Genomic DNA, 26,384 nt, shown 5'->3' on the forward strand with positions numbered 1-26,384 from the left:
CCGGCGCGCCCGTGCCACACCCTCCGGGACGTCCGGGATCAGCCCGCCGGGCGGGCGGTGCCGGGGGTCAGCCGCGGCGGTTGAGCCAGCGGCGCAGGTCGGCCAGCGGGTCGTCGTCGGCGGGACGCCGGTCGTCGGACGGCGGCCGGACGACCGGCGGCCGCTCGACCGGGCGCCGCGGGTCGCCGACCAACTCCCGGCTGGGGGCGGCGAAGCCCTGCGCCGGCTGGCCGTCGACGGCGGTGGCGATCACCCGGGCGACCGCGTCGATCACCCGCGCCTGCACCGCCGAGCCCACCGAGTCGGTCGGGTCGTCGGGGTTGGCGGCGATGCCGGCGACCGCGACCTGCGGGGTGAAGCCGACGAACGTCTCGGTGGCGTTCCGCTCCGAGCTACCGGTCTTGCCGGCCACCGGGCGACCGTCGAGGATCCGGTTCACCGAGGTCGCCGTACCGCCGTTGCACTGCCCGTACGGCGACTGCTGGCCGACCGGGCAGCGCGCGGCGTCGGTGGCGGCCCGGGCCACGTCGGCGTCGAGCACCCGCTTGCAGGAGGGGTCGCCGACCGGCACCCGCCCGCCGTCCGGGGCGGTCACCGAGACCACCGGCAGCGGGGTGCACCAGGTGCCCTCCGCCGCGACGGTGGCGTACGCGTTGGCCAGGTCGAGCGGGGTGGTGGCGGCCACGCCCAGGGTGAACGAACCCCAGTCCTCGGCGTGCTCGCGGGCGAACTCGGCGTCGGCGTCGGCCCGGAAGGTGATGCCCAGCCGCTGCGCCATCCGCACCACCTTCTCCGGCCCGACCTGCTCGGCCAGCCACACGAAGTAGGTGTTCACCGAACGGCCGAAGCCGTCCCACATCATCCGGTAGCCGTCCATCCACTCCGGGTTGGCGTTGGCCGGGCACCACCGGCCGTCGCAGCTGCCCTCGCCCTCCGCGGCGTACCGGGTGGGCAGCCGGCTGGGCGCGTCGAAGCCGGTGGCGAGCGGCTTGCCGGCCTCCAGCGCGGCGAGCATCGTGAAGAGCTTGAACGTCGAACCGGCCTGGTAGCCGTCGACGCTGTCGCCGCCGGAGATCAGCGGGTTGACGGTGTTCGGGCGGTTGGTCTGCCCGTCCGGGTTCGGTTCCAGGCTGTAGTGCCGGTTGACCGCCATCGCCAGCACCCGGCCGGTGCCCGGCTCGACCGCGGCGATCGGCACCGCCCGCTCGTTGTCGTACCCGTAGATCCGGGTGGCCTCCTGCTGCGCGGTGGCCTGGACCTGCGGGTCCAGCGAGGTCACCACGGTGTAGCCGCCACGGCGCAGTGCCTGCTCGCGCTCCTGCACGGTGGCGCCGAACGCCGGCTGGGCCAGCCACCACTGCCGCAGGTAGTCGCAGAAGAAGCCCCAGTCGTCGTGCCCCTGGGCGACCGCGGTGCAGCCGTTCGGCTGCGCGGTGGGGCGCAGGGTCAGCTTCTCGGCCTTGGCCTGCGCCGCCTGCTCGGCGGTGATCGCCCCGGTCTCGACCATCGAGTCCAGCACGTAGGCACGGCGCTCCAGCGCGGCCCCGGCGTCGCCGTCGATCGGGCTGTACGCCTCGGGCGACTGGACCAGGCCGACGAGCAGGGCCGCCTCGGCGAGGGTGAGGTCGGCGGGGGACTTGGCGAAGTAGCGCTGGCTGGCCGCCGCGACGCCGTACGCGCCGGAACCGAAGTACGCGATGTTCAGGTAGCGGTTGAGGATCTCGTCCTTGCCGAGGCGCTGCTCCAGCGCGCCCGCGTACCGGATCTCCTGGAGCTTGCGCCCGACGGTCTGCTCGGTGGCCGCGGCGCGCTCCTCGGCGGTGCGGGTCGGGTCGGTCTTGAGCACGTTACGGACGTACTGCATGGTCAGCGTCGAACCGCCCTGCTCGGTGCCGCCACCCTTGACGTTCGCCACCAGCGCGCGGAACAGGCCGCGCAGGTCGGCGCCGCCGTGCGAGTAGAACCGCCGGTCCTCGGCCGCCACGATCGCCTGCCGCATCACCGGGGCGATCTCCGACAGCGGGACGTCGCTCCGGTTCACGTCGTAGAACGTGGTGATCAGCGTCTTGCCGTCGTTGGCGTAGAGGTAGGAACGCTGCGGGGTGACCGGGGTGCGCAGCGCCTCCGGCAACGCGGCGTACGACCCGAGCGCCGCCTTGGCGGCGAACCCGAACAGCAGGTTGCCCGGCAGCGCGGCGACCGCCAGCACGAGCCCGGCGAGCACGCCGGCGAGCAGCACGGTGAACAGCCGCGACAGCGGCGAGCGAGGCGGGGCCATGGTCCCCAGATTTACCGCGAATGCCACCAACCGACCAGCCCTGCTCCCGCTTTGTCAGCAACCTCACCGCCCCCTGCCAGCTCCCTCCCACCCAGCCCGACCCTCCCCCATCCCGTTGATCATGAGGTGGACGGCGAAGTCGATCTCCATCACCGCCGCCGACCTCGTGATCAACGGGACCGAAAGGGCGGGTGGAGGGGAGAACGGTGGGGTGGGTGGGTCAGGCCGGGGAGAGGGGGCCGCCGGCGGGTCCGTTCGGGGTGGTCGGGGCGGCGGCGGTGGCGAGGCTGGCGCTGGCGGCGTCCCGGGCGATGTCGCGCGGGACCAGGCGGCCCGAGCGGTAGCCGATGCCGATGCCGGCGATCAGCACGAAGATCGCCCCGAAGGTCTGCAACGAGCCGAGCAGAGCGCCACCGAGGCCGAGCAGCGGCGCGGCGATGATCAGCATCACCCCGTCGCCCATGCTGAACATGCCGGACCGGGCCACCGACCAGCCGGTGAGGATCCAGCCCAGGCTGTAACAGGTCGCTCCGACGAGCACCAGGGTCCGGGCGGTGGTGCCGAAGACCGGGGTCTGCTCCGCGAGGCCGGCGAAGGGCAGCATGAGCACGGTGCCGGCGATGCTGACCAGCAGCCCGGTGGCGGCGACCCGGCGGCTGCGGGTCGCGGCCAGCAGCCCGGTCAACGCGAGCAGGGCGAGCAGCCCGAGCCAGACCGCGGCCACCCAGCCGACCAGGTACAACAGCTGACCGTCGGCCGGGTACGGGTCGTTGCCCACCCCGCCGTCACTGACCATCGACACCAGGCCGTACAGCACGGCGTACGCGGGCAGCAACCAGACCGCCGCCCGGGCGAAGCGACGCACCGACCACGCCCAACTGGCGTTGGTGGCGGGGCCGGCCGGGGTCGGCTCACCGACGAAGGGCAACACCCCGAATCCCCCACCGGTACGCCGCGTCCCGAGCGGCCCGGCGGGGTCGTGCGCGCCGGGGATCGGGGCCGAGGACCACACCCGCTTCGCCGGATCCTTCATGCGTCACCTCGCTCATCCGACGAGCGGCGCGGGACGCCCCGGGCGTCCCGTTGCCTGGCCGCCGCCCGTCCTCGCCCCGATCGTGGCAGCGATCGGGGCATCTGCGAGGGGGATTCGCGTTATTCGCGGCTGCCGGGGCCGCAGAACCGCCATCGCTCGGCCCGGCGCCACCGGGGCCGGCGGGTCGGCCCCACCCGGGCCGGGTCACTCCGGCCATCCGGCCCGGCGGGACAAGCCTCACCCCGGGTCACGACCCCGCCGTGCCGCCGTGCCGCCGTGCCGCCGTGCCGCCGTGCCGCCGTGCCGCCGTGCCGCCGTGCCGCCGTGCCGCCGTGCCGCCGTGCCGCCGTGCCGCCGTGCCGCCGAGATCATGTTGCCGCACCCCGCCGGGCCGCCAGGCGAGTCCCCGATCGGGAACCTCCTGGCGGCCCGCGGCGGGGCGCGCCCGGTTCAGCCGCGTTCGCGCTGGTCGGCGGGGTCGTTCAGCAGGCTCGCCGGGGAGACCGGCTCGGGCGCCGGCAGCCCCTGCGGCTTGCCGCCGGAGGCCTGCGCCTCGGCGACGCGTACCTCGTCGTGGATCTGCTGGGCGGCGGCGGCCGCGGCCTGCGCGGCCTCCGCCGCCTCGCGCTCGACCTCGCTCGCCCCGTCGGCGGCCTCCGGCGCCGGCTCGTCGCCGACCATCCGGCTCAGCCCGCCGAGCGCGCCGCCCATCCCTTCGAGGGCCTTGGTCAGCTCGGCCGGCACGATCCAGACCTTGTTGGCGCTGCCGTTGGCGATCTGCGGCAGGGCCTGAAGGTACTGGTAGGCGAGCACCTTCTGGCTCGGGTTGGCCTGGTGGATGGCGTCGAAGACGGTCCGGATCGCCTTCGCCTGGCCCTCGGCCTGGAGGATCCGGGCCTGCCGGTCGCCGTCGGCGCGCAGCACCGCGGCCTGCTTCTCGCCCTCGGCGGTGAGGATCTGCGACTGCTTGTGCCCCTCGGCGTTCAGGATCGCCGCCCGGCGGTCCCGCTCGGCGCGCATCTGCTTCTCCATCGAGTCGCGGATGCTCGGCGGCGGCTCGATCGCCTTGATCTCCACCCGGGTGACCTTGATGCCCCACCGGCCGGTGGTCTCGTCGAGAACGCCCGACAGGTGCCGGTTGATCTCCTCCCGGCTGGTCAGCGCGCGCTCCAGGTCGAGCGAGCCGATCACGTTACGCAGCGTGGTGACGGTGAGCTGCTCGATGGCCTGGAGGAAGTTCGAGATCTCGTACGTGGCCCGGACCGAGTCGACCACCTTGAAGTAGAGGACGGTGTCGATCGAGACCACCAGGTTGTCGGAGGTGATCACCGGCTGCGGCGGGAAGCTGACCACCTGCTCCCGCATGTCGACCTTGGTGCGTACCGCGTCGATGAACGGCACCAGGAGGTTGAGGCCGGGGTTGAGCGTGCGCTTGTACTTGCCCAGTCGCTCCACCACGTCCTGGCGCTGCTGCGGCACGATCCGCACCGCCTTGGCCAGGGTGACCACCGCGATCAGCGCCACGGCTATCAGCAGGACCGGGAACACGAATTCCATGTACTCACCTTTTCGCGTCGGGTAGCTCGCCGGAAGTGGAAACCTCGTCCCGCCAGACCAGGGCGGTCACGCCCCGGACCTGGATCACCTGCACCCGTTCACCGGGGTCGAAGACCTGGCCGGCGTCGTACGACCGGGCGCTCCACAGCTCGCCGTCGATCTTGACGAGGCCGCGGTCGGCGTCGACCCGCTCCAGCACCAGCGCGGTGCTGCCCTCGATCGCCTCCACGCCGAACGGCTGCTCGCCGCTGGTCAGCGCGGAGCGCTGGTGCCGGCGCAGGGTCGGCCGGACGGCCAGCACGGTCAGTGCCGACACCCCGGCGAAGACGATCGCCTGCACCCCGACCGGAGCCCCGAGCGCGGCGGCGCCCGCCGCGGCGAAGGCACCGGCCGCGAACATGATCAGGAACAGGGTCGTCGTGAAGATCTCGGCGACCGCCAGCACCACACCCAGCACGATCCACAGCACGGCGTCCACCCTTAGATCGTGACACGTCGACGCACGCGCGCCCACCGCGAAGATCAGTAAGCTGCCGGCACCGACCGACGAGACGAGGAGACAACCGTGTCGCTGCTGCCCGAGACCGCCCGGAAGGTCGACGAACTCGTCACCACGGCGCAGTCCGCCGGCCGTACGCCGTCGCTGGTGATCGGGGTGGTGCGGGACGGCGCGCTGGCCCACCTCGCCGCTGCGGGTGAGCACCCCCGCCCGGACGCCGACCTGCAGTACCGGATCGGTTCGATCAGCAAGACGATGACCGCGACGCTGGTCCTGCAGGAACGCGACGCCGGTCGGCTGCGGCTGGACGACCCGCTGGCCGAGCACCTGCCCGGCACCGCCGTGGGCTCGCTCACCCTGCGCCAGTTGCTCGGGCACGCCAGCGGCCTCCAGCGCGAGCCCGACGGGCCGTGGTGGGAGCGCGCCGAGGGCGTCGACCTGGCCACCCTGCTGCCCGGCGTCGGCACGGACAAGATCACCTACCCGCCGCACCGGTGGTACCACTACTCGAACCTGGCGTACGGGCTGCTCGGCGGGGTGCTGGAAGGGATCACCGGCATCCCCTGGGCCGACCTGCTGCGGCAGCGGATCCTGGAGCCGCTGGGCATGCGCCGCACCACGTACGCGGCGACCGAGCCGTTCGCCCGGGGCTACGTGGTGCACCCGTGGCACGACACGCTGCGGGAGGAGCCGCGTACCGACACCGGGGCGATGGCCCCGGCCGGGCAGCTCTGGTCCACGGTCGAGGACCTAGCCCGGTGGGCCGCCTTCCTGGCCGACCCCGACCCCCGCGTGCTGGCGGCGGAGACGCTGACCGAGATGTGCGCGCCGGTGGTGATCAGCGACCTCGACTCGTGGACCGGCGGGCACGGCCTGGGCCTGGAGCTCTACCGGGAGGGCGACCGGGTGTACGTCGGGCACGGCGGGTCGATGCCCGGTTACGTGGCCGCCCTGGCCGTGCACCGCCCGTCGCGCACCGCCGTGGTCGGCTTCGCCAACTCGTACGGCTTCCGCACCGGCGGGATCGGGGCGCTCGGGCAGCGCGTGCTGACCACCGTGCTGGACGCCGAGCCGGCGTTCGCGCGGCCCTGGCGACCGACCGCCGACGCCCCGCCCGCCGAGCTCGCCGAGGTGACCGGCCGCTGGTGGTGGATGGGAGTCACCCTCGACCTGACCTGGGACGCGGCCACCGGCGACCTGGTGGCCCACGTACGCGGTGAGCGGGTGAGCCGGTTCGCCCGGGAGGGCGCGGACCGCTGGCGCGGCCGCTCCGGCCCGGAGAACGGCGAGATCCTGTCGGTGCTGCGCGACGGGACGGGCCGACCGGTGGCGCTCGACATCGCCACCTTCGTCTTCACCCGCACCCCCGACCAGGAACCCTGACCACCCCGACCCCCGACCAGCCAGCCCGCCCCGCCCGGCCCGACCCCGCCCCGCCCGGCTCGGCCCGGCCCCGTCCGGCTCGGTCCCGCCAGGCTCGGCCCGGCAAGATCGCACAACTACCTGGATGTAGTGGCCTCGCAAGAACAGGGAGGCCACTACATCCAGGATCGAGCACGACCTTGGACGCCCCCGTCAAGCGTGCCGGGGCCGGGGGCCGGGATAGGACCGGGGGCCGGCCGGTCGGCGGCAGGACGGCCAACGCTCTGGCGGACGCGCCCGCACACCGATGGGGCGGAGCAGGGGACGAGCCCGCCACGATCTTGGAGACGCGGACCGCGACGGACGGACGCGCAGGTCACCCGACGGGCCGGGGGCCGCCGTGCCCGGCGGAGGGATCAAGCCTGACCGCCCGGAGCCGGGCACGGCGGCCCCCGGCCCAACCCGCAACCCGCCGGAACCAGGCAGCGCGACCCCGAGACCCAACCGCAACCCGCCGGAGCCGGGCACCGAGGCCCCGGCCCCGGCAGCGACCAACCCGCTACGCCGGCTCGGTGACGAAATCGATCAGGCGTTCCATCGCGTTGATCAGTGGCGTCTCCACGTCGGCGAAGCTGTCGACCCGGGACAGGATGTGCCGCCACATGTCGGCCGGCTCGGCCACCCCGAGCGCCGCGCAGACGCCCTCCTTCCACGGCCGCCCCGGCGGCACCACCGGCCACGCCGGGATGCCCAGCGCCTTCGGCTTGACCGCCTGCCACACGTCCACGTACGGGTGCCCGGTGACCAGCACGTGCGGGGAGGTCACCTGCGCCACGATCCGGCTCTCCTTGGAGCCGGGCACCAGGTGGTCGACCAGCACGCCGAGCCGCCGGCCGGGCCCGGGGGCGAACGCGCGCACCTCGGCGTCGAGCGCGTCGATGCCGTCCAGCGGCTCCACCACGACGCCCTCGATCCGCAGGTCGTCGCCCCAGATCCGCTCGACCAGCGCGGCGTCGTGGATGCCCTCCACCCAGATCCGGCTGGCCTTGGCGACCTGGGCGCGCACCCGGTCCACGGCGATCGACCCGGAGGCGGTGCGGCGGCGGGCCGCCGGTACCGGGGCGCGGGCCGGGCGACGCAGCGTCACCGGCCGGCCGTCGAGCAGGAAGGCGGCCGGCAGCAGCGGGAAGTTGCGCCGGCGCCCGTGCCGGTCCTCCAGCACCACCGCACCGGCCTCGAAGCCGACCACCGCGCCGCAGAACCCGGAATCGGCGTCCTCGACCACGAGGTCCGGTTCCGCGTCCACCTCGGGGGTGACCTTCCGCCGCCGCCAGTCCCCCGCGAGCACGTCGTCCGCATACCGCCCAGCCATGCCGATCAAGCTAATCGCCCGACCACACCCCCGCACCCGACACGCCGACGATCCGCGACGGGTCGACCAGGCCGTCGCGGCAGCCCGCAAATCCGGCAGAAATCGACGATCCGCCCACCGGTACTCCATGATCGACGGCAGAAGGAACGGGCGGAGCGGCAGTCGAGACAGGGGCGGCGGGGACCACGTACCCTTTCGGCATGTCCACCCCCGCAGCGGGTGCGGCCACACTCGCGCCGCGCCGGTCGAGCCGGTTCGTCGCCTGGGTGCGCGCGTGGCGCGCCGGGCTGGTGCCCTTCGACGAGGTCGCCGACGCGATCGCCGGCCCCGAGGAGCACCTCGTCGCCGACGCGCCCGGCACCTGGACGGACGTGCCGCTGCGCGACGCGCTGCCCACCCTGGCCAAGCTCTCGCCGGACGAGATCCGGCTGGTGCTCCCCGCGCCGGGCGACCCGCGCGGGCTGCCCGGGCCGGGCGACTTCGCCGGGGCGGCGCTGCTCGCCGGTGAGGCGGTGGTCGCCGGCGGCCTCGGGCTGATCCCGGAGGTCCGCACGCACACCTCCGGCTCCGGGGACACCTTCGAGACGGTGCTCTGGCGGGTCTACCCGCTGCCGGCGAACGCGCCGGCGGCCTCGTTGGCCCTTCCCGGGGCGGCCGAGGCCGAGGCGGAGCTGGCCGCCGCGCTGGCCGAGACCACCGCGGCGCTGACCCGGCTGGACGTGGCCCAGTGGCGGCCCGAGCTGGCCGGGGCGCTGGAGGCGCTGCGCCGGCCGGACGGCACCACCGACCTGCCACCCGGGTTCGACCCGCGGGCCCGTCGGCTCTTCGCCCGGGCCGCCGTGCTGGACCGGGTGCTCGCGCTGGCCGGGCACGCCGCGCCGGGCGGGGCGATCAACAACTACGAGGCCCAGCAGCGCGACGCCGCGCTGCGGCCGCTCACCGCCGCCTGCCGGCAGGCGCTCGTGGCCGCCTGCAACGCCCCGCTGCGCCCCTGACGGGAGGCACCCGATGGTCGGGACCGCGCTCACCTGGACCCTGGCCGCGATCGAGGTGATCTTCGTGGGCTGCGCGGTCACCGCGGCGCTCCGCCAGTACGGGCGGCGCGGGCGCTGACCGCACGGCCGCCGGTCAGACCTCGTCGAGCAGGTCGGCGACGGAGTCGACGATCCGCGACGGCCGGTACGGGTAGCGCTCCGCCTCCGCGCGGGTGCTGATCCCGGTGAGCACCAGGATGGTCTCCAGCCCGGCCTCCAGGCCGCAGAGGATGTCGGTGTCCATCCGGTCGCCGATCATCGCCGTCGACTCGGAGTGCGCGTCGATGGTGTTCAGCGCCGAGCGCATCATCATCGGGTTCGGCTTGCCGACGAAGTACGGCTCCACCGCGGTCGCCTTGGAGATCATCGCGGCGACCGATCCGGCGGCCGGCAGCGCCCCCTCCACCGACGGGCCGGTCGCGTCCGGGTTGGTGCAGATGAAGCGGGCCCCGTCGTTGATCAGCCGGATCGCCTTGGTGATCGCCTCGAAGCTGTAGGTGCGGGTCTCCCCCAGCACCACGTAGTCCGGCGCGAAGTCGGACAGCACGTAGCCGACCGCGTGCAGCGCCGTGGTCAGCCCGGCCTCCCCGATCACGTACGCGGTGCCGCCGGGCCGCTGGTCGGCGAGGAACTGGGCGGTGGCCAGCGCGGACGACCAGATCGCCTCCTCCGGCACGTCGAGCCCCATCCGGCCGAGCCGGGCCCGCAGGTCCCGGGGCGTGTAGATGGAGTTGTTGGTGAGCACCAGGAAGGGCTTGCCGGAGGCCCGCAGCTTCTTGATGAACTCCGGCGCCCCGGGCACCGGCTGGCCCTCGTGCACCAGCACGCCGTCCATGTCGGTCAGCCAGCTCTCCACGGTCCTGCGCTCGTGCATCGTGTCTCGTCCCTGGGTCGTCGGGGGCGGATCGGTCCGCCGGGGGTCAGGAGGGGCGGCGCGTGGGCACGCAGCACACCGTCGGGCAGGTGTCCCACATCGGCAGCTCGCCGAGGCGCCGGCGCCGGATGGTCCCGTCCGGCTCGGTCCGCTCCAGGACCAGTTCGCGCACCATCGCCACGAAGCGGGGATCGGTGCCCGGGGTGCCGGCCCGGACGAAGTCGAGGCCGTGCTGCTTGGCGGTCTGGCGCGCCTCGGTGTCCAGGTCCCACACCACCTCGAGGTGGTCGGAGACGAAACCGATCGGGCTGACCACCACGCCGGTGGTGCCGGCGGCGGCGAGCGCGGCGAGGTGGTCGTTGACGTCCGGCTCCAGCCAGGGCACCTGCGGCGGGCCGGAGCGGCTCTGCCAGACCAGGTCCCAGGGGACGTCCGGGGCGGCCGCGGCGGCGACCAGCCGGGCCGTCTCGTGCAGCTGCGCCTCGTACCGGCCGCCGTGCGGGCCGGCGCTGGCCGCCATCGAGGTCGGCACGGAGTGGGCGGTGAAGACCAGCCGGGTGCTGTCCCGCTTCGCCGGGTCGAGCTGGGCCAGGGCCGCCCGGACCGCGTCGGCGTGCGGCTCGACGAAGCCGGGATGATCCCAGAACTGGCGGAGCTTGTCGATCAGCGGGGCGTCCGGACCGACCGCGGCGCGGGCGGCGGCGATGTCCTCCTGGTACTGCCGGCAGGAGGAGTAGCCGCCGAAGGCGCTGGTGACGAAGGCGAGCGCCCGGGTCACCCCGTCGTCGCGCATCTGCGTGACGGTGTCGGCGAGCATCGGGTGCCAGTTGCGGTTGCCCCAGTAGACCGGCAGGTCGAGGCCGTGGGCGGCGAAGTCGGCCCGGATCGCGGCGAGCAGGTCGCGGCTCTGCTGGTTGATCGGGGAGACCCCGCCGAAGTGCTGGTAGTGCTCGGCGACCTCGGCCAGCCGCTCCGGCGGCACGCCCCGCCCGCGGGTCACGTTCTGCAGGAACGGCATCACGTCCTCCGGCCGCTCCGGGCCGCCGAAGGACACCAGCACCACCGCGTCGTACGCCATGGGCCCATTCTTCCCCGCCGCCCGCGCGGGTCCGGCGACGCCCCCGGGGTGCGTGAGCCGGGCGACCCGCGTGGGCCGGCGCCCCGAGGTGCCCGGGGCGCCGGCCGGCACGGCTCAGGCGCCGAGGGCGTGGTAGCCGCCGTCGACGTGCACGATCTCGCCGGTGGTGGCCGGGAACCAGTCGGAGAGCAGCGCCAGGCAGGCCCGGGCGGTCGGCTCCTGGTCGGTGAGGTCCCAGCCCAGCGGCGCGCGCTCGGCCCAGGCCTCCTCGAACTGCTCGAAGCCGGGGATCGACTTCGCGGCCATGGTGCGCAGCGGCCCGGCGGCGACCAGGTTGCTGCGGATGCCCTGCTTACCGAGGTGCAGCGCGAGGTAGCGCGAGGCGGACTCCAGCCCGGCCTTGGCCACGCCCATCCAGTCGTAGACCGGCCACGCCTTGGTCGCGTCGAAGGTCAGGCCGACCACCGCGCCGCCGGCGGACATCAGCGGCAGCGCCGCCATCGCCAGCGACTTGTACGAGTACGTGGAGACCTGGAGCGCGGTGGCCACGTCCTCCCACGGCGCGTCGAGGAAGCCCCCGCCGAGGCAGCTCTGCGGGGCGAACCCGATCGAGTGGACCACCCCGTCCAGGCCGTCGACGTGCTCGCGCACCTTGTCGGCGAGCCCGGCGAGGTGCTCGGCGTTGGTGACGTCCAGCTCGATCACCGGGGCCGGCTCGGGCAGCCGCTTGGCGATCCGCTCCACCAGGGAGAGCCGGCCGAAGCCGGTGAGCACGACCTGCGCGCCGTTCTCCTGGGCGAGCTTCGCCACCGAGAAGGCGATCGAGGCGTCGGTGATCACGCCGGTGACGAGCAGCCGCTTACCGGCCAGCAGTCCGGACATACAGGGGTTCCTCCGTACTTTCTCGAGTGACCGGTGCTCAGTGACCCATGCCGAGGCCGCCGTCGACCGGGATCACCGCGCCGGAGATGTAGCCGGCGCCGTCCCCGGCCAGCCAGGTGACGACCGCGGCGACCTCGTCCGGGCTGGCCATCCGGCCCGCCGGGATCGACTTGCGGATCTCCGCCTTGCGCTCGTCGGACAGCACGGCGGTCATGTCCGTGTCGATGAAGCCGGGCGCCACCACGTTCGCGGTGATGTTGCGGCTGCCCAGTTCGCGGGTGATCGAGCGGGCCACGCCGACCAGGCCGGCCTTGCTGGCGGCGTAGTTGACCTGGCCGGCGCCGCCGGCGAGGCCGACCACCGAGGAGATGAAGATCATGCGGCCCCACCTGGCCCGGAGCATCTTCCCCGCCGCCCGCTTGGCGCAGCGGTACGCCCCGGTCAGGTTGGTGTCCAGCACGCCGGTGAACTGCTCCTCGGACATCCGCAGCAGCAGCGTGTCGTCGGTGATGCCGGCGTTGGAGACCAGCACCTCGACCGGTCCCAGCTCGGCCTCCACGGTAGTGAAGGCGGCGTCGACAGACGCGGAGTCGGTGATGTCGCAGCGGACCCCGAACAGCCCCGCCGGAGGCTCGCCGCTGCGGTGCGTCACCGCCACCCGGTCGCCCTGCTTGGCGAAGGCCTGCGCGATGGCCAGGCCGATCCCTCGGTTACCTCCGGTAACCAGCACTGTTCGAGCCACGGTGGGTTCCTCTCCGAAGATCGTGCGGCTTGGAGACTAGGCGTTACCGCCCGGTAATCACTAACCCGCCCGACGTCATACCGAGGTACGACGCGCTGGATCATCCTGCGGGAGCACGACCGGAGCGCGCCGCCGAACTACCCTGCCGGGGATGGACCGTAGTCCCGTCCGCGCCGCCCGGGCCGCCCTCCGCCGCGTCGCGGCAGGGCCGGACTACCCAGCGTTCCGGCCACCGCTGGACCGCTGGCCGCGAATCGCCGCCGTCGCGCCGACGGTCGGGCTGCTGGCGCTCGTCGGGCTGACGCTGATCACCGCGGCGTTCCTGATCGACTCACGGAAACTGCCCGTCGCCACCGCCTGGCTGATCGCGATGCTCACGGTCGCGCCGCTGCCGATCCTGCTGGTCCGCCCGCTGTGGGCCTGGCGGATCATGTTCGTCGGGCAGTTGTTCGGCACCTTCAACCGGCGGCCGACGGACGACTGGCCGTGGAGCCCCACCCAGATCCTCGTCATCCTCGTCGTGCTGACCCTTGTCGCCACGCGGGTCGACCGCGCCGTGCTGGCCTGGATCGGGCTGTTCAGCGTCACCCCGGTCTGGCTCTTCGTCGCGCCGCGCAACCAGGTCGGCATCATCCTGCTCTTCGTCGTGCTGCTCCTCCTCGGCGACCTGGTGCGGCGCAACGTGCTCACCCGCCGGGCGCTGGTCGAACAGGCCGAGCGGAGCGAGCTGGAGCAGGCCCGCCGGGCGGTGCTGGAGGAGCGCACCCGGATCGCCCGGGAACTGCACGACGTGGTCGCCCACCACATGTCGATGATCGCGGTGCGGGCGGAGACCGCCCCGTACCGGCTGACGGCGGTGCCGGAACCCGCGCACGCCGAGTTCACCGCCATCGCCGGCGCCGCCCGGGCCGCGCTCACCGACATGCGCCGGCTGCTCGGCGTGCTGCGCAGCGAGTCGGAGGATCCGGCCACCGCGCCGCAGCCCGGCCTGGCGGACGTGCCGGCCCTGGTCGAGGCCGCCCGGCGGGCCGGCATGACGGTGACCGCGCACACCGACGTCCCCGCCGACCCGCCGGCGCCGGTCGGGCTGGCCGCGTACCGGATCGTGCAGGAGGCGCTGGCCAACGCGGCCCGGCACGCGGCCGGCGCCGCGGTGCGGGTGGCGCTCCGGGGGGTGGCCGGGGCGCTGGCGGTACGGGTGGAGAACGACCGGGGCGGTCCCCCCGCCGATGGCGGCGGTCGGGCCGGACACGGGCTGACCGGTATGCGGGAACGGGCCGTCTCCCTGGGCGGTACGTTCACCGCCGGGCCGACCGACGGCGGCGGATACGCGGTGGAGGCGGTGCTGCCCTGCGACGGGGAGGACGGGACGGGATGATCCGGGTGCTGATCGCCGACGACCAGGCGATGGTCCGGCAGGGCTTCGGCGCGCTGCTGGCCGCCCAGCCGGACCTGCTCGTGGTCGGCGACGCCGCCGACGGGGCGCAGGCGGTCGAGGCGGCCCGCCGGCTCGATCCCGACGTGGTGCTGATGGACGTGCGGATGCCGGTGCTGGACGGGCTGGCGGCCACCCGGAAGCTGCTCGGCGACCGGCCGGCGGACCGCCCCCGGGTGCTCATCCTGACCACCTTCGACCTGGACGACTACGTCTACGAGGCGCTGCGCGCCGGAGCGAGCGGCTTCCTGCTCAAGGACGCCCCGGCGGCCGACCTGGTGCACGCCGTGCGGGTGGTGGCGGCCGGCGACGCGCTGCTCGCCCCGGCGGTCACCCGCCGGCTAATCGCCGAGTTCGCGGCCCGGCCGCAGCGGCGCCGCCCGCGCCCCACCGAACTGGCCGCGCTGACCCCGCGGGAGACCGAGGTGCTGCGGCTGATCGCCCGCGGCCGGTCGAACGCCGAGATCGCCGCCGACCTCGTGGTCGCGGAGCAGACCGTGAAGACGCACGTCGGCCGGATCCTGGCCAAGCTGCGGCTGCGCGACCGGGCGCAGGCCGTGGTGCTGGCGTACGAGACGGGTCTGGTGGCCGCCGGGGAGTAGCTCCCCGGTGGCAGGCCGACGACGGCTCCCCGGGGTGACGCCCGGGCGGCGGCCGGCACCGCACGCTCCCCCGTGACGACGACGGAGGGAGCACGGTGATGCGGTGCAGAGGTGTGGTGCAGGTCGCGCTGGCCGGGTTGCTCGGCGCCGGGGTGGTGCTGCCGGCCCGGCCCGCCCCGGTGGCCCCGGCCGGGTTCGTGGAGGCGTATCCGGCCACGGCGGCGGCGCTGCGGGCGGCGGGACCGCCGTACGCCGGCTGGCCGGAGCGGGGCCGGCGGTTCCTGGCCTTCGACCCGCGCGGCGACGGGCTCGCCGTCGAGGTGGTCGGCGACCTGGCCACCGCGGACCGGATCGCGGTGCTGGTGCCCGGGGTGGGCGGCACGCTGCGCGACTTCGACCGCGGGCTGGGCGGGGTGGCCCGGCGGGCGCCCGCCCGGCAGGCCGCCGACCTGCACGCCGCGCTGCGGTCGGCCGATCCCGGTGCCCGGGTCGCCGTGCTCGCCTGGCTGGGCTACGACCCGCCGGACGGGGTGCTCACGGCGGCCGGGTCGGCCGTCGCCCGGCACGGCGCCGCCGCCCTGTCCGACCTGCTGGCCGAGCTGTCCGCGCGACGGCCGCGGGCCCGGGTCACCCTGGTCGGGCACAGCTACGGCGCGCTGGTCGTCGGGCTGGCCGCGGTCCGGGCGCCGGCGCAGGTGACCGACGTGGTGACCCTCGGCGGGATCGGCGCCGGGGTGGACCGGGCGGAGCGGCTCGACGGCGTACGGGTCTGGGCGGCGGAGGCGGAGACGGACTGGATCCGCCGGGTGCCACCGCTGCGGTTGCCCGGGCTGGGGCACGGCATCCGGCCGGCCGACCCGGCCTTCGGCGCCCGGCCGCTGCCGGTCGACGGGGTGACCGGGCACGACCGGTACCTGACCCCGGACGGCGCCACCCTGGGTGCGGTCGCGTCGGTGGTGCTCACCGGCACCGCCGACGCTCCGGCGACGGGCGGGCCGGCCCGGTGAGCCGAGACCGCGCGGTCGACGCGCTGCGGGCGTACGCGGTGGGCGGGGTGGTGCTCGGGCACTGGCTGGTCACCGGCCTGGTGCTCGCCCCGGACGGCGCGCTGACCCAGGCCAGCCCGCTGGCCGCGATGCCGTCCCTGGCGCCGGCGAGCTGGCTGCTGCAGACGCTCGGGCTGTTCTTCTTCGCCGCCGGGTACGCCTCGGCCCGCTCGGTGGCCCGGCACCCGAACGGCCGGGCCTGGCTCGCCCGCCGGCTGCGCCGGTTGGTGCTGCCGGCCGTGGCGCTGCTCGGCACCGGGGCGGCGGTGCTGCTGACCGCCACCGTGCTGGGCACCCCGGACGGCACGCTGTCGGTGGCGCTGACGCTGGCGGTCAGTCCACTGTGGTTCCTGCTGCCGCTGCTCGCCCTGGTGGCGCTGACCGCCCCGCTGCGCGCCGCCGTACGCCGGTGGGGTCCGCTGCGCTGCGCCGCGCCGGCGGTGGCCGCGGTGGCGGTGGCCGACCTGGCCGGACGGCTGCTCCCGCAGGCCCCCGGCCGGCTGCCGGTCGCCCTGCTGGCCGCCTGGGCGGTGCCCTACCTGCTGGGGCTGGCGCACGCCGACGGCCGGCTCGCCGGGCGGCCGGCCGCACTCGGGCTGACCGGCGCGGGCGCGGCCGGGCTGGCCGGGCTGGTGGCGCTCGGCTACCCGGTCAGCGCGGTCGGCGTGCCCGGTGCCGGGGTGTCCAACCTGCACCCACCGTCGCTGCTGGCGGTCGCCCTGGCGGTGACCCAGGTGGGGGTGGGGCTGCTGGCCCGGCCGGTGCTGGAACGGCTGACCACGCGGCCCCGCGCCGGACGGGCGGTCGGCCTGGTCAACCGCCACGCGGTGCGCGTCTATCTCTGGCACCAACCGGTGCTGGTCGGGGTCACCGTGCTGGCCGCCCGCACCGGCGTCGCCCTGCCCGGCCTGCACACCGCGCCGGACGGGCCCGGCTGGCTGGTGGCCCGCCTCTGCTGGCTGCCGGTGCTGGCCGCCGTGCTGCTGGTGCTGGTGCGCGGCCGGCCGGACGGCCACCGGACGACCGCTCGCCCGGCGGAACGCCCACCGATGGACGGGGTCGTCCGACCGGTCGGCTGAGTGCGGACGCACCCCCCGGCGGGTGTACGATGATCGGCGTTTGCGGGCCCACGTGCGGCCCGCGTTCCGGGCCCCGCCGACCGCCAGGAGGTGATCGCTGTGCGAGATAGCGATCCTCCCAGTCGTGGCCGGGCCGGACGTCCGCTCCGCTGAGCCACGCCTCAGCAGTTGAGCTGACCCGATTCCCGCTCCCCGCACCGCCCGCTCCCCGGCGATCCGCCGGGGCGGCCGGTGCCGCGCCGGCCGGCGCGCCGGGAGCCGCCCGGCCACGACTTCCTGTGTGCGCGTCCTGATCCACCCCTCGCGGTCCCCGCCCCCGCGCCCGGACCGTCCAGTCGCCACCCGGAGCTGTCCATGAGCCGCTACCTCGCCCCGCTGGGCTTCACTCTCGCCGCCGTCTGGGTCGCTGTCGTCTTCGTACTGGCCGGCGCGGGTCACTGACCCGCACCGGCCGCCCGCCGGTTCCGCCGGTTCCGCCGGTCCCGCCGGTCACAGCATCCGGGAGGACCAGAGCAGGCTCAACGCCCCCGCGCAGAGGGCGAGCAGCAGGGCCACCCCGGCGTACCACTGGGTGATCTCCCGGGGCTGGGTCCGGAACCCGATCGAGCTGCCCATGTCCTGGTAGACCTGCTTCAGCTCGCTCACCGAGGCCGCCTCGTAGAAGTAGCCCTCGGTGGTCTCCGCCAGCTCCGCCAGGGCCAGCCGGTCCACCGGCACCCGCTGGAGCTGACCGCCGATGTCGACCTGGCCGGCGTCGGTGCCGAAGGCGATGGTGGAGACCGGCACGTTGGCCGCCTGCGCGGCGGCGGCCGCCTCCTCCACCGACCGGCCGGAGGTGCGGAACCCGTCGGAGAGCAGCACGATGCGCGCCGGCGGGATCCCGGCGGCGCCGTCGGCGGGCACCGAGCGGATCGCCTCCAGGCAGGTGAAGACCGCCTCGCCGGTCGCGGTCGCCTCGGCCAGCACCAGCCCGTCGATCGCGCTGGTCACCGCGTCCCGGTCCTTGGTCGGCGCGACCAGCACGTTCGCCGCCTTGGCGAAGGAGACCAGCCCGAGGTTGTAGGTCTCCGGCAGTTCGCCGACGAACTGCTTGGCCGCCTCCTGAGCCGCCTCCAGCCGGTTCGGCGCCACGTCGTCGGCCTGCATGGAGAGCGAGACGTCGATGGCGAGCATGACGGTCGCCCGTTCCAGCGGCTGCTTGGTGTCCACCGCCGGCCGGGCCAGCGCGGAGGCCAGCACCAGCAGGCAGAGCAGGAACGCGGTGGCCGGCACGTGCCGCCGCCAGCCCAGCCCCTGCGGGGCGAGGGTGCGCAGCAGGTCGACGTTGGTGAACCGCATGGCGTACGCCCGACGGTTCAGCTGCCGCCACACGTAGAACGCGGCCAGGGCGAGCACCGGCAGCACGGCCAGCAGCCACCACGGTTGCAGAAAACGGATCATCGTGTCGTCCCCCGGGTGCGGGCGTGCCGCTGCGCGGCCACGAACCGCACCATGTCCAGCAGCCAGTCTCGATCGGTACGCAGTCGCAGGTGGGCCGCGCCGGCGGAGCGCAGCGCGGCGGAGATCTCGGCGCGCTGGGCGGCCGCCGCCGCGGCATAGCGGTGCCGCAGCCCCGGGTCGGCGGTCTGCACCTCGTGCAGCTCACCGGTCTCCGGGTCGACCACCGGCAGCACCCCGACGTCGGGCAGTTCCAGCTCCCGCGGGTCGACCACCTCGACGGCCAGCACGTCGTGCCGGACCCGCAGCTTGCGCAGCGGCCGCACCCACTGCGCCGGCGGGGCGAGGAAGTCGGAGACGACCACCGCGACGCCCCGCCGCCGGGGCGGGCGGTTGAGCATGTCGACCAGCCTGCCGAGGTCGCTGCGCCCGGGGCGGATCTCGGTGCCGGCGATCGCCCGGAGCAGGCCCTGCGCCTCCTTGCGCCCGGACCGGGCGGGCAGCCGGGTGAACACCCCCGGACCGGCGGCCGGCTTGGCGCCCCGCCACCGGCCCGCCGGGGCGGGCCCGCCGCCGCCGCTGCCGATCACCGCGCCGATCCGGTTGCCGCCGCGCACGGTGAGGTGGGCGATCGCCGCCGCGGCGGCCACCACCACGTCCCGCTTCAGCCACCGCCCGGTGCCGAAGTCCAGGCTGGCCGAGAGGTCCACCGCGAGCCACGTCTCCAGTTCCCGGTCGGCGACCGTACGCCGCACGTGGGCCGTCGTCGTCCGGGCGGTGACCGGCCAGTCCATCCGGCGTACGTCGTCGCCGGGGCGGTACTCGCGGGACTCCCCCGCCTCGCTGCCGGGCCCGGGCAGCAGCCCGGCGTAGTCGCCCTGGAGCAGGCCGTCGAGCTTGCGGGTGACCAGTAGTTGCAGCCGGGACAGCACGGCTTCGCTGCGGTCGGCGGAGGCGCCGGGCGGTCGACGGGTGGGTGGGGTCACGGCCGCTGCCCGGGCCAGCCGGCGCCCGGCGGGGCGGCGGCCGGCGTCGGCGTCGCCTGCTGCCGGGGCGCGACCGAGGGCAGCGGAATGGTGGACATCACCCGGTGCACCACGTGGTCGGCCGGCACGTCGTCGGCGAGCGCGTCGTAGCTGAGCACCAGCCGGTGCCGCAGGATGTCCGGCGCGATGTCCTGTACGTCCTGCGGCAGAGCGTAGTCGCGGCCGCGGAGCAGGGCCAGCGCCCGGGTGGCCCGGACCAGGCCGAGCGAGGCGCGCGGGCTGGCGCCGTACTGGATGAGCTGGGCCACGTCCGGCATGCCGTGCTCGGCCGGGGTCCGGGTGGCCAGCACCAGCCGGACCGCGTAGTCGACCAGGGCGTTGTGCACAAAGACCTGGTCGGCCTTGCGCTGCAGGGCGATCAGGTCCTCGGTGCTGAACACCGGGGTCGGCTCCGGTGGGGCGACCCCCATCCGGTAGACGATCTCCCGCTCCTCCGCGTCGGTCGGGTAGCCGACCAGGATCTTCATGAGGAAGCGGTCGCGCTGCGCCTCGGGCAGCGGGTATACCCCCTCCTGCTCGATCGGGTTCTGCGTCGCCATCACCAGGAACGGGTTGGGCACCCGGTGCGTCTCGCCGCCGATGGAGACCTGCCGCTCGCTCATCACCTCCAGCAGCGCCGACTGCACCTTGGCCGGCGCCCGGTTGATCTCGTCGGCGAGCAGGAAGTTCACGAAGACCGGCCCCAGCTCGACGTCGAACTTCTCACTCGACTGCCGGTAGATCCGGGTGCCCATGATGTCGGCCGGCACCAGGTCGGGGGTGAACTGCACCCGGGCGAAGGAGCCGCCGACCACCCGGGCGAGGGTCTCCACGGCGAGCGTCTTGGCCACCCCGGGCACCCCCTCCAGCAGGCAGTGGCCGCGGGCGAGCAGCGCGACGAACATCCGCTCCACCATCCGGTCCTGCCCGACGATCACCCGTTTGATCTCGAACAACGCCCGCTCGAGCAGGGTCGCGTCCTCGGCCGGCGTGGTCGCCGGCGCGAGGGTCTCCGGGCCCGCCCCGTTCGGGGTCGGTACGTCGGGCGTGGTCGGCTGGGCCACCGGTCCTCCACAGCATGGTCGGTCGTCGCGGGGTGGTGCGTATCAAGACTCGCATGCCCGGCTGAGAGCCGAGGTGGGGAGAAGCCGATTTTCGCCGCGCCGTCCCCGGCCGCCGAATCGCCGATCACGGGCTTACCGGGACCGGCCCGGCGCGTGTACGATTCACCCCGTCGCCGGGCGGCTCCCCCCGTGGCCGCCCGGCGCTCACTCTTCCATCCCGCCTAGACTGGCCCGGATGAGCACCCCCTCCCCGTCCGGCGAGGCCGCCGACAGCGCGCTGGTCTGCTCGGCGCGCGGGTGTCGCGCCCCGGCGCGGTGGGCGTTGCGGTGGCGCAATCCCCGCCTGCACGACGCCGAACGGCGCAAGACCTGGCTGGCCTGCACCGAGCATCGGGCCACGCTCGGCGACTTTCTCGACGCCCGGGGCTTCCTGCGGGAGGTCGTACCGGTGGCCGGATCGCCTACGCTCGACCTGTGAGCGTGCACAACGGATTCCCGCGGTGAGCGGTGACGAGCCCACCCGGCCGACGCCCGCGCCGCCCGGCTCCGCCGGGCCACCGGCCGGCCCGACCGCACCGCCCGGGCCGGCGGCCGGCCCGCTGGAGCCGTGGCCGGACACCGTCCGCTGGCAGCCCATCTCGACGGATCTGATCTGGGTGGAGCTGCTCCGGCTGGCCACGGTGGCCGGGCTGGTCCTGCTGGGGCTCGGCATCGGCTGGGCGCTCAGCGGCCACTGGCTGTTCGGCGCGGCGCTCGGCGCGGTGCTGCTGCTCACCGTGTTGCGGGTCGTCGCCATCGTCCGGGCGGTCCGGGCCTGGGGTTACGCCGAGCGGGAGGACGACCTGCTGGTCCGGCACGGGCTGCTGGTCCGCCGGCTGTCGATCGTGCCGTACTCGCGGATGCAGTTCGTCGACGTCAGCGCCGGGCCGCTGGAGCGGGCCTTCGACCTGGCCACCGTGCAGCTGCACACCGCCGCGGCGGCGAGCGACGCCCGGGTGCCGGGGCTGCGCCCGGCCGAGGCGTCGCGGCTGCGCGACCGGCTCACCGCGCTCGGCGAGGACCGGGCGGAGGGCCTGTGAGCGATCCGGTCGGGCGCGTCCCGGACCAGCCCGGGCCGGAACTGCCCGGCACGCGTCCCGCCGCCCCGCCACCGGACGCGACGCCGCCGGGCGCCGAGGAGCCACGGCAGCGGCTGCATCCGCTGAGCCCGGCGCTGCACGGCGCCAAGTCGCTGGTGGTGGTGATCGCCGGCCTGTCCTGGTCGACGCTGTCCCGGGTGGGCTTCGGCTGGTTCGTCGCGATGGTGGTGGTGATCGCCCTGGGCGCCACCGTGCTGTCGGTGGTCAGCTGGTACAACACCGGCTATCACGTGGTCGGCCGCGAGCTGCGGGTGCACGAGGGGCTGCTCTGGCGGCGCACCCGGGCCATCCCGCTGGAGCGGCTCCAGGCCGTCGAGGTGGTCCGTCCGCTGCTCGCCCAGCTCACCGGCCTGGCCGAGCTGCGGCTGGAGGTGGTCGGCGGGGGCAAGACCGAGGCGCCGCTGGCGTACCTGAGCGTGGCCGACGCCGCCGCGCTGCGCCAGCGGCTGCTGGCCCTGGCCGGCCGGGTCCCGCCGGGGACGGCGAGGCCGGTCCCGGCGGCCCCCGGGACGGCGCCGGCGGGGGCGGTGGCTCCGGCCCCGGACATCCCGCCCGGCCGGCCGCTGCACACGGTGCGTAACCAGGACCTGCTGGTCAGCCAACTGCTCACGCCGCAGGCGTTCTTCCTGCCGTTCGGTCTGGCCTTCGTGGTGGTGCAGTTCCTCTCCGAGGGCTCCTGGTCGTTCATCGCGGTGGCGAGCACCCTCACCGCGATGGCCGGCGTGCTGCTGCAGCCGATCCGCCGGGTGCTCGACGACTGGAACTTCCGGCTGGCCCGGGACGAGGACACGCTTCGGGTGCGCAACGGGCTGCTGGAGACCCGCGCGCAGACGGTGCCGCTGCACCGGGTGCAGACGGTCGGGGTGACCTGGCCGCTGCTCTGGCGGGTCAAGGGCTGGCTCCGGCTGCGGCTGGAGGTGGCCGGCTACGCCACCGGGGAGACCGCCGACCGCAACCGGCCGGACCGGCTGCTCCCGGTCGGCGACCTGCCGACCGGCGAGGCGATCGTCGCCGAGGTGCTGCCCGGGGTGCGGATCGCCGCGTTGCCGCTGCACCGGCCGCCGCCCCGGGCCCGCTGGCTCAACCCGCTCAGTCTCGGCGTGCTCGGCGCCGGCCTGCACGAACGGGTCTTCGCGGTCCGCTCCGGCCTGCTCACCCGGCAGTTGGCGATCGTGCCGTACGCCCGGATCCAGAGCGTGCGGGTGGTGCAGGGGCCGATCCAGCGGCGGCTGCGGCTGGCCACCGTGCACGCGGACACCGCCGGCGGGGCGGGCGCGGCCGCCCGCGACCGGGACCTGGCCGAGGCGTGGGCCCTGGCGGCGGAGCTGGCGGCCCGGGCGCACGGCGCCCGCCGGGCCGGCTGACCCGGGCGGGGCGGGACCGCCGGCGGGCGGGTGCCGCACCGGTACGGGCAGGGCGCGCGGGCGATCGCCGGTCAGCGCGTCGCCGGTACCGCCGGTGGTTCGGCGCCGGCCGGCGGCTCGGTCGGCCCGGGCTCGCTCCGGGTCGGGGCCCGGCGGGCCTTCCGGGCCGCCCACCAGCGCTCGGCCAGGCCGACCGCCAGGAAGGTCATCCCCACGTACGCCCACCCGACCAGCACGTCGATGACGTAGTGCTCGCCGCAGTAGACCAGGGTGAAGGTCATCGCCAGCGGGTAGGCCAGCAGCAGCGGCCACCAGCGGCGGCGGGTCTGCCGGAGGAAGAACAGCACCACGAAGAGCGCGAACGCGGTGTGCAGCGACGGCATCGCGGCGACCGGGTTCGAGGCGATCTGGCCGGCGTTGAGCAGGTTGCCGGCGCCGTGCATGCCGAACGCCTTCCAGCCCCGGGTGGAGATCCGCGCGACCTCGTCCAGCAGGCCGTTCTGCGCCGCCCACCAGGGCGGGGCGGCCGGGTAGAGGAAGTAGGTGACCAGGCCGGTGGCGCAGAGGAAGCCCCAGCGCCGCATGAACGCCGCCCAGCGCCCCCGGTCGCGCAGCCAGAGCACCGCCGCGGCGGCCAGCGCCACCACGAAGTGCGAGAAGTAGACCCAGCTGGCCAGCACGTCCCACCACTGCACCGCGGGCCGGTAGAGGTGCTGCTGGAGCCAGACGGTGGGCACCTCACCACCGGTCGCCCAGCCGAACATGAACCGGTCGGCGACGACCAGCTCGTACGCGTGCGGGGTGGCGCCGTTGTCGGCGAACCCGCGGGACAGGTTGTAGATCGCGAGCAGCAGCACCACCGGCACCCAGTCCCGCGCGAAGCGCAGGTGGCTGCGCCACGGCCGGGAGGAGTTCCAGGCGACCGTCGCGGCCCAGATCCAGAGGAACGCGTAGGCCGGGTCGGTCGGCAGGCCGATGGCGAGCCAGCCGGCGACGAAGGCCACCCCCCAGGCGGTCATCGCGACCACGCGGCGGCGCCCGCCGTCGGGCGACGCGGGCGGGTCGGTCGGGGCGGGGGGCTGGGGGTCAGTCACGACGGCCATCGCGGTCAAGGTTAACGGCGGGAGCGGGATCGACCGACGCGGACCACCTCGGGCCGGGCTCAGCGTCGCGGGGCGGTGCGGCGCTGGTGGGCGGCGCGCGCCTTGGCCCGGTTGCCGCACAGCTCCATCGAGCACCAGGTGCGCCGCCGGTTGCGGGAGTGGTCGTAGTAGGCCCAGCGGCAGCTCGGTTCCCGGCACGCCTTGAGCCGGCTCCAGGTGCCGAGCGCCACCGCCTCGGCGACCACGGCGAGCAGCCCGGCCAGCGCGGCGTCGACCGGCGCCCGGGTCGCGGGCACGAGGCGGGGCGGGTTGACCGTGACGTCCAGCACCAGCGGCAGGTCGCGGGTCAGCTCGGCCAGGCCGGTCCGGGCGGCCGGGTCGAGGCCGTCCGGACGGGGGCTGGCCACCGGCTCGGCGTTGTTCCCGGCGATCAGCGCCCGGATCCCCTCCCGGACGGCGCGGGCCCGGTCCAGCTGCGCCTTGGTGGCCGTGCTGGCGGCGGGGACCAGGCCGCGGCGGTGCAGCCAGTCGACGAGCTGCGCCGGCGTGCCGAGGTCGTCCCGGTCCTCGTTGCGGGTGTTGACGAACGCCTCGATCCGGTCGAGCGGGGCGGGCGCCGCGTCGTCGTCCGACGGGGCGCCGGGGACGGCGTCGGGTGCCATGAACCCATCCTAACCGGCTATTGACCGTAGCCGGTTACCTAACTAGCGTACGGCTTACGTTGGTTAGAGAGAGGGACCCCATCGTGAGCATCCGCATCGGCACCGTCGGCATCGACACGAACGACCTGCCCCGCACCACCGCCTTCTGGCAGGCGGTGACCGGCTACCAGCTCGCCTCCTCGGACGCGGGCGGCAACTACCTGGAGGACCCGACCAAGGCCGGGGTCGGCCTCTGGGTGCAGCTGGTCCCCGAGCCCGCGGCCGGCAAGAACCGGCTGCACCTGGACCTCGTCACCGCCGACCCGGCCGGCGAGGTGGCCCGGATCCGGGGGCTCGGCGCGACCGAGGTGCGCACCTTCGACGGCTGGACCGTGCTGGCCGACCCGGACGGCAACCAGTTCTGCGTGGTCGCCGCGTAGCGGGCCGGGGCCGCCGGGAGGCGGACGCCGGACCGCCGGCTCGTCTAGGCTTTGTCCATGCAGGAGCAGCCGGAGCACGCCGTCACGCCAGGGCTGACCGCCCGGGTGGAGTTGACCGTCACCGACGCCGACACCGCCCAGGCGGTCGGCTCCGGCGACGTGCCGGTGCTCGGCACGCCCCGGGTGCTCGCGCTGGCCGAGGCGGCGACGGTGGCCGCGACGGCGACCCGGATCCAGCCCGGGTCGACCACCGTCGGGGTCCGGGTCGAGCTGGAGCACCTGGCCGCGACGCCGGTCGGCCGGACGGTCGTCGCGCAGGCCCGACTGGCCAAGGTCGACGGTCGCCGGCTGCTCTTCGAGGTCACCGTCACCGAGGGCGGCGAGCCGGTGGCCGAGGGTCGGGTGGAGCGGGTGCTGGTCGACCGGCAGCGCTTCGTGGAGCACGCCTCGCGGGCGTCATGACCGGCCGTTTCGTCGAGGTCGCCGACCGGGTGCACGTCTACCGCGAGCCACTGCTGCGAGTGAACGTCACGCTGGTCGTCGGCGACGGGGCGGCCCTGCTGGTCGACACGCTCTCCACCGCCGGGCAGGCCGCCGAGCTGGCCGCGGCGGCCCGGGCGGTCACCCCGCACCCGTGGACGCTGGTGAACACCCACCACCACTTCGACCACTGCTTCGGCAACGCGACGCTCGCCGCCGACCCGCCCCGCCCGGTGTACGCGCACGCGCTCGCCGCCGAGGCGCTGCGCGAGCGCCCCGACCAGCTGCGCCGGGAGGCGTACGAGGAGATCCGCGGTGAGCGGCCGGCCCTCGCCGACGAGCTGCTCGACACGGTGCTGCTCGCGCCGACGCACACCGTGCACACCGAGACCGCCCTCGACGTGGGCGGGCGGGAGGTGCTGCTGCGCCACCCGGGGCGCGGCCACAGCGCCGCCGACCTGCTGGTGCACGTGCCCGACGCGGGCGTGCTGGTCGCCGGTGACCTGGTCGAGCAGAGCGGCCCGCCAGCGTTCGAGGAGTCGTACCCGCTGCAGTGGCCGGACGCCGTCGCCGAGCTGCTCCGGCTGAGCACCCCGTCGACCGTGGTGATCCCGGGTCACGGCGAGCCGGTGGACGTCGAGTTCGTCCGCGCCCAGCACGCGCAGCTGGTCGAGCTGGCCTGGTTGATCCGGGCCGGGCACACCGGGGGCGCCCCGCCCGAGCGGGTCGCCGCGGAGGCCCCCTTCGGCGCCCGCCCCGCGCTGGTCGCCGCCCGCCGCGGCTACGCCGAGCTCGACGGCACGAGCTGAGCCGCGCCG

Annotated in this window: 26 protein-coding genes; 12 read left to right on the forward strand and 14 right to left on the reverse strand. The window is 75.2% G+C overall.

Annotated elements, in window-relative coordinates:
• Positions 1-67: 67 nt before the first annotated feature.
• The 4 genes from AC1WTP_RS24805 to AC1WTP_RS24820 form a co-directional block, all read right to left on the reverse strand.
• Positions 68-2,278, reverse strand: a complete 2,211-nt coding sequence (locus AC1WTP_RS24805) for a transglycosylase domain-containing protein (RefSeq protein WP_481651664.1) — start codon at positions 2,276-2,278, stop codon at positions 68-70.
• Between the two features lie 220 nt (positions 2,279-2,498).
• On the reverse strand, positions 2,499-3,311 hold the full coding sequence (locus AC1WTP_RS24810) for a hypothetical protein (protein WP_481651665.1): 813 nt from the start codon (positions 3,309-3,311) through the stop codon (positions 2,499-2,501).
• Positions 3,312-3,761: 450 nt separating this feature from the next.
• The gene (locus AC1WTP_RS24815; RefSeq protein ID WP_474582366.1) at positions 3,762-4,868 is read right to left on the reverse strand and encodes an SPFH domain-containing protein; all 1,107 of its coding nucleotides are present in this window, start codon (positions 4,866-4,868) and stop codon (positions 3,762-3,764) included.
• A gap of 4 nt (positions 4,869-4,872) precedes the next feature.
• Positions 4,873-5,346, reverse strand: a complete 474-nt coding sequence (locus tag AC1WTP_RS24820; protein WP_481651666.1) for an NfeD family protein — start codon at positions 5,344-5,346, stop codon at positions 4,873-4,875.
• Between the two features lie 87 nt (positions 5,347-5,433).
• Between AC1WTP_RS24820 and AC1WTP_RS24825 the strand changes: the two genes are divergently transcribed.
• Positions 5,434-6,750, forward strand: a complete 1,317-nt coding sequence (locus AC1WTP_RS24825) for a serine hydrolase domain-containing protein (RefSeq protein WP_481651667.1) — start codon at positions 5,434-5,436, stop codon at positions 6,748-6,750.
• 538 nt (positions 6,751-7,288) lie between these two features.
• On the opposite strand, the gene AC1WTP_RS24830 is transcribed toward AC1WTP_RS24825, so the two are convergent.
• The gene (locus AC1WTP_RS24830; protein WP_481651668.1) at positions 7,289-8,101 is read right to left on the reverse strand and encodes a DUF3097 domain-containing protein; all 813 of its coding nucleotides are present in this window, start codon (positions 8,099-8,101) and stop codon (positions 7,289-7,291) included.
• 200 nt (positions 8,102-8,301) lie between these two features.
• On the opposite strand from AC1WTP_RS24830, the gene AC1WTP_RS24835 reads away from it, so the two are divergent.
• A complete protein-coding gene (locus AC1WTP_RS24835; RefSeq protein ID WP_447136350.1) occupies positions 8,302-9,096 on the forward strand; it encodes a hypothetical protein in 795 nt (264 codons plus the stop codon).
• A 133-nt stretch (positions 9,097-9,229) separates the two neighbouring features.
• Here the strand turns inward: AC1WTP_RS24835 and AC1WTP_RS24840 are convergent, their stop codons facing one another.
• From AC1WTP_RS24840 to fabG, 4 genes are all read right to left on the reverse strand, one after another.
• Positions 9,230-10,009: an HAD-IIA family hydrolase gene (locus AC1WTP_RS24840; protein ID WP_481651669.1), complete on the reverse strand. Its 780-nt coding sequence runs from the start codon at positions 10,007-10,009 to the stop codon at positions 9,230-9,232.
• A gap of 46 nt (positions 10,010-10,055) precedes the next feature.
• On the reverse strand, positions 10,056-11,087 hold the full coding sequence (locus tag AC1WTP_RS24845) for a ferrochelatase (RefSeq protein ID WP_481651670.1): 1,032 nt from the start codon (positions 11,085-11,087) through the stop codon (positions 10,056-10,058).
• 114 nt (positions 11,088-11,201) lie between these two features.
• On the reverse strand, positions 11,202-11,969 hold the full coding sequence (gene fabI / locus AC1WTP_RS24850; protein WP_481651671.1) for an enoyl-ACP reductase FabI: 768 nt from the start codon (positions 11,967-11,969) through the stop codon (positions 11,202-11,204).
• Positions 11,970-12,006: 37 nt separating this feature from the next.
• Positions 12,007-12,711: a 3-oxoacyl-ACP reductase FabG gene (gene fabG / locus AC1WTP_RS24855; RefSeq protein WP_481651672.1), complete on the reverse strand. Its 705-nt coding sequence runs from the start codon at positions 12,709-12,711 to the stop codon at positions 12,007-12,009.
• Between the two features lie 151 nt (positions 12,712-12,862).
• Here fabG and AC1WTP_RS24860 point away from each other — a divergent pair, with 151 nt between their 5' ends.
• The 4 genes from AC1WTP_RS24860 (at position 12,863) to AC1WTP_RS24875 (ending at position 16,873) form a co-directional block, all read left to right on the forward strand.
• Positions 12,863-14,089, forward strand: coding sequence for a sensor histidine kinase (locus AC1WTP_RS24860; RefSeq protein WP_481651673.1), 1,227 nt, complete (start codon positions 12,863-12,865; stop codon positions 14,087-14,089).
• Positions 14,086-14,748 carry a response regulator gene (locus AC1WTP_RS24865; protein ID WP_481651674.1) on the forward strand — a complete coding sequence of 221 codons (663 nt, stop codon included), beginning with the start codon at positions 14,086-14,088 and terminating at the stop codon, positions 14,746-14,748. The genes AC1WTP_RS24860 and AC1WTP_RS24865 overlap by 4 nt, the downstream gene beginning before the upstream one ends.
• A gap of 98 nt (positions 14,749-14,846) precedes the next feature.
• On the forward strand, positions 14,847-15,755 hold the full coding sequence (locus AC1WTP_RS24870) for an alpha/beta hydrolase (protein WP_481651675.1): 909 nt from the start codon (positions 14,847-14,849) through the stop codon (positions 15,753-15,755).
• Entirely contained in the window at positions 15,752-16,873 is a 1,122-nt protein-coding gene (locus AC1WTP_RS24875) for an acyltransferase family protein (RefSeq protein ID WP_481651676.1), read from the forward strand. Before AC1WTP_RS24870 ends, AC1WTP_RS24875 begins: the two co-directional genes overlap by 4 nt.
• Positions 16,874-17,362: 489 nt before the next feature.
• Here the strand turns inward: AC1WTP_RS24875 and AC1WTP_RS24880 are convergent, their stop codons facing one another.
• From AC1WTP_RS24880 to AC1WTP_RS24890, 3 genes are read right to left on the reverse strand one after another with little or no spacing between them, the layout of a single operon-like run.
• The gene (locus AC1WTP_RS24880) at positions 17,363-18,313 is read right to left on the reverse strand and encodes a VWA domain-containing protein (RefSeq protein ID WP_481651677.1); all 951 of its coding nucleotides are present in this window, start codon (positions 18,311-18,313) and stop codon (positions 17,363-17,365) included.
• Positions 18,310-19,314, reverse strand: coding sequence for a DUF58 domain-containing protein (locus AC1WTP_RS24885; RefSeq protein WP_481651709.1), 1,005 nt, complete (start codon positions 19,312-19,314; stop codon positions 18,310-18,312). Before AC1WTP_RS24885 ends, AC1WTP_RS24880 begins: the two co-directional genes overlap by 4 nt.
• Positions 19,293-20,399: an AAA family ATPase gene (locus tag AC1WTP_RS24890; protein WP_481651678.1), complete on the reverse strand. Its 1,107-nt coding sequence runs from the start codon at positions 20,397-20,399 to the stop codon at positions 19,293-19,295. The genes AC1WTP_RS24885 and AC1WTP_RS24890 overlap by 22 nt, the downstream gene beginning before the upstream one ends.
• Positions 20,400-20,634: 235 nt before the next feature.
• On the opposite strand from AC1WTP_RS24890, the gene AC1WTP_RS24895 reads away from it, so the two are divergent.
• The 3 genes from AC1WTP_RS24895 to AC1WTP_RS24905 are packed head-to-tail and all read left to right on the forward strand — an operon-like array spanning position 20,635 to position 22,902.
• Positions 20,635-20,877: a hypothetical protein gene (locus tag AC1WTP_RS24895; RefSeq protein WP_481651679.1), complete on the forward strand. Its 243-nt coding sequence runs from the start codon at positions 20,635-20,637 to the stop codon at positions 20,875-20,877.
• A gap of 22 nt (positions 20,878-20,899) precedes the next feature.
• On the forward strand, positions 20,900-21,478 hold the full coding sequence (locus AC1WTP_RS24900; protein WP_481651680.1) for a PH domain-containing protein: 579 nt from the start codon (positions 20,900-20,902) through the stop codon (positions 21,476-21,478).
• A complete protein-coding gene (locus AC1WTP_RS24905) occupies positions 21,475-22,902 on the forward strand; it encodes a PH domain-containing protein (RefSeq protein ID WP_481651681.1) in 1,428 nt (475 codons plus the stop codon). Before AC1WTP_RS24900 ends, AC1WTP_RS24905 begins: the two co-directional genes overlap by 4 nt.
• 71 nt (positions 22,903-22,973) lie before the next feature.
• On the opposite strand, the gene AC1WTP_RS24910 is transcribed toward AC1WTP_RS24905, so the two are convergent.
• The gene (locus tag AC1WTP_RS24910) at positions 22,974-24,005 is read right to left on the reverse strand and encodes a phosphatase PAP2 family protein (protein ID WP_481651682.1); all 1,032 of its coding nucleotides are present in this window, start codon (positions 24,003-24,005) and stop codon (positions 22,974-22,976) included.
• A 59-nt stretch (positions 24,006-24,064) separates the two neighbouring features.
• Positions 24,065-24,667 carry a CGNR zinc finger domain-containing protein gene (locus AC1WTP_RS24915; protein WP_481651683.1) on the reverse strand — a complete coding sequence of 201 codons (603 nt, stop codon included), beginning with the start codon at positions 24,665-24,667 and terminating at the stop codon, positions 24,065-24,067.
• 83 nt (positions 24,668-24,750) lie between these two features.
• On the opposite strand from AC1WTP_RS24915, the gene AC1WTP_RS24920 reads away from it, so the two are divergent.
• The 3 genes from AC1WTP_RS24920 to AC1WTP_RS24930 are packed head-to-tail and all read left to right on the forward strand — an operon-like array spanning position 24,751 to position 26,375.
• The gene (locus AC1WTP_RS24920; RefSeq protein WP_481651684.1) at positions 24,751-25,086 is read left to right on the forward strand and encodes a VOC family protein; all 336 of its coding nucleotides are present in this window, start codon (positions 24,751-24,753) and stop codon (positions 25,084-25,086) included.
• Between the two features lie 57 nt (positions 25,087-25,143).
• Positions 25,144-25,548: a thioesterase family protein gene (locus AC1WTP_RS24925; protein ID WP_481651685.1), complete on the forward strand. Its 405-nt coding sequence runs from the start codon at positions 25,144-25,146 to the stop codon at positions 25,546-25,548.
• Positions 25,545-26,375, forward strand: a complete 831-nt coding sequence (locus AC1WTP_RS24930; RefSeq protein WP_481651686.1) for an MBL fold metallo-hydrolase — start codon at positions 25,545-25,547, stop codon at positions 26,373-26,375. The genes AC1WTP_RS24925 and AC1WTP_RS24930 overlap by 4 nt, the downstream gene beginning before the upstream one ends.
• The last annotated feature ends 9 nt before the right edge of the window (positions 26,376-26,384 follow it).

This window comes from Micromonospora sp. R311 (assembly GCF_056780015.1).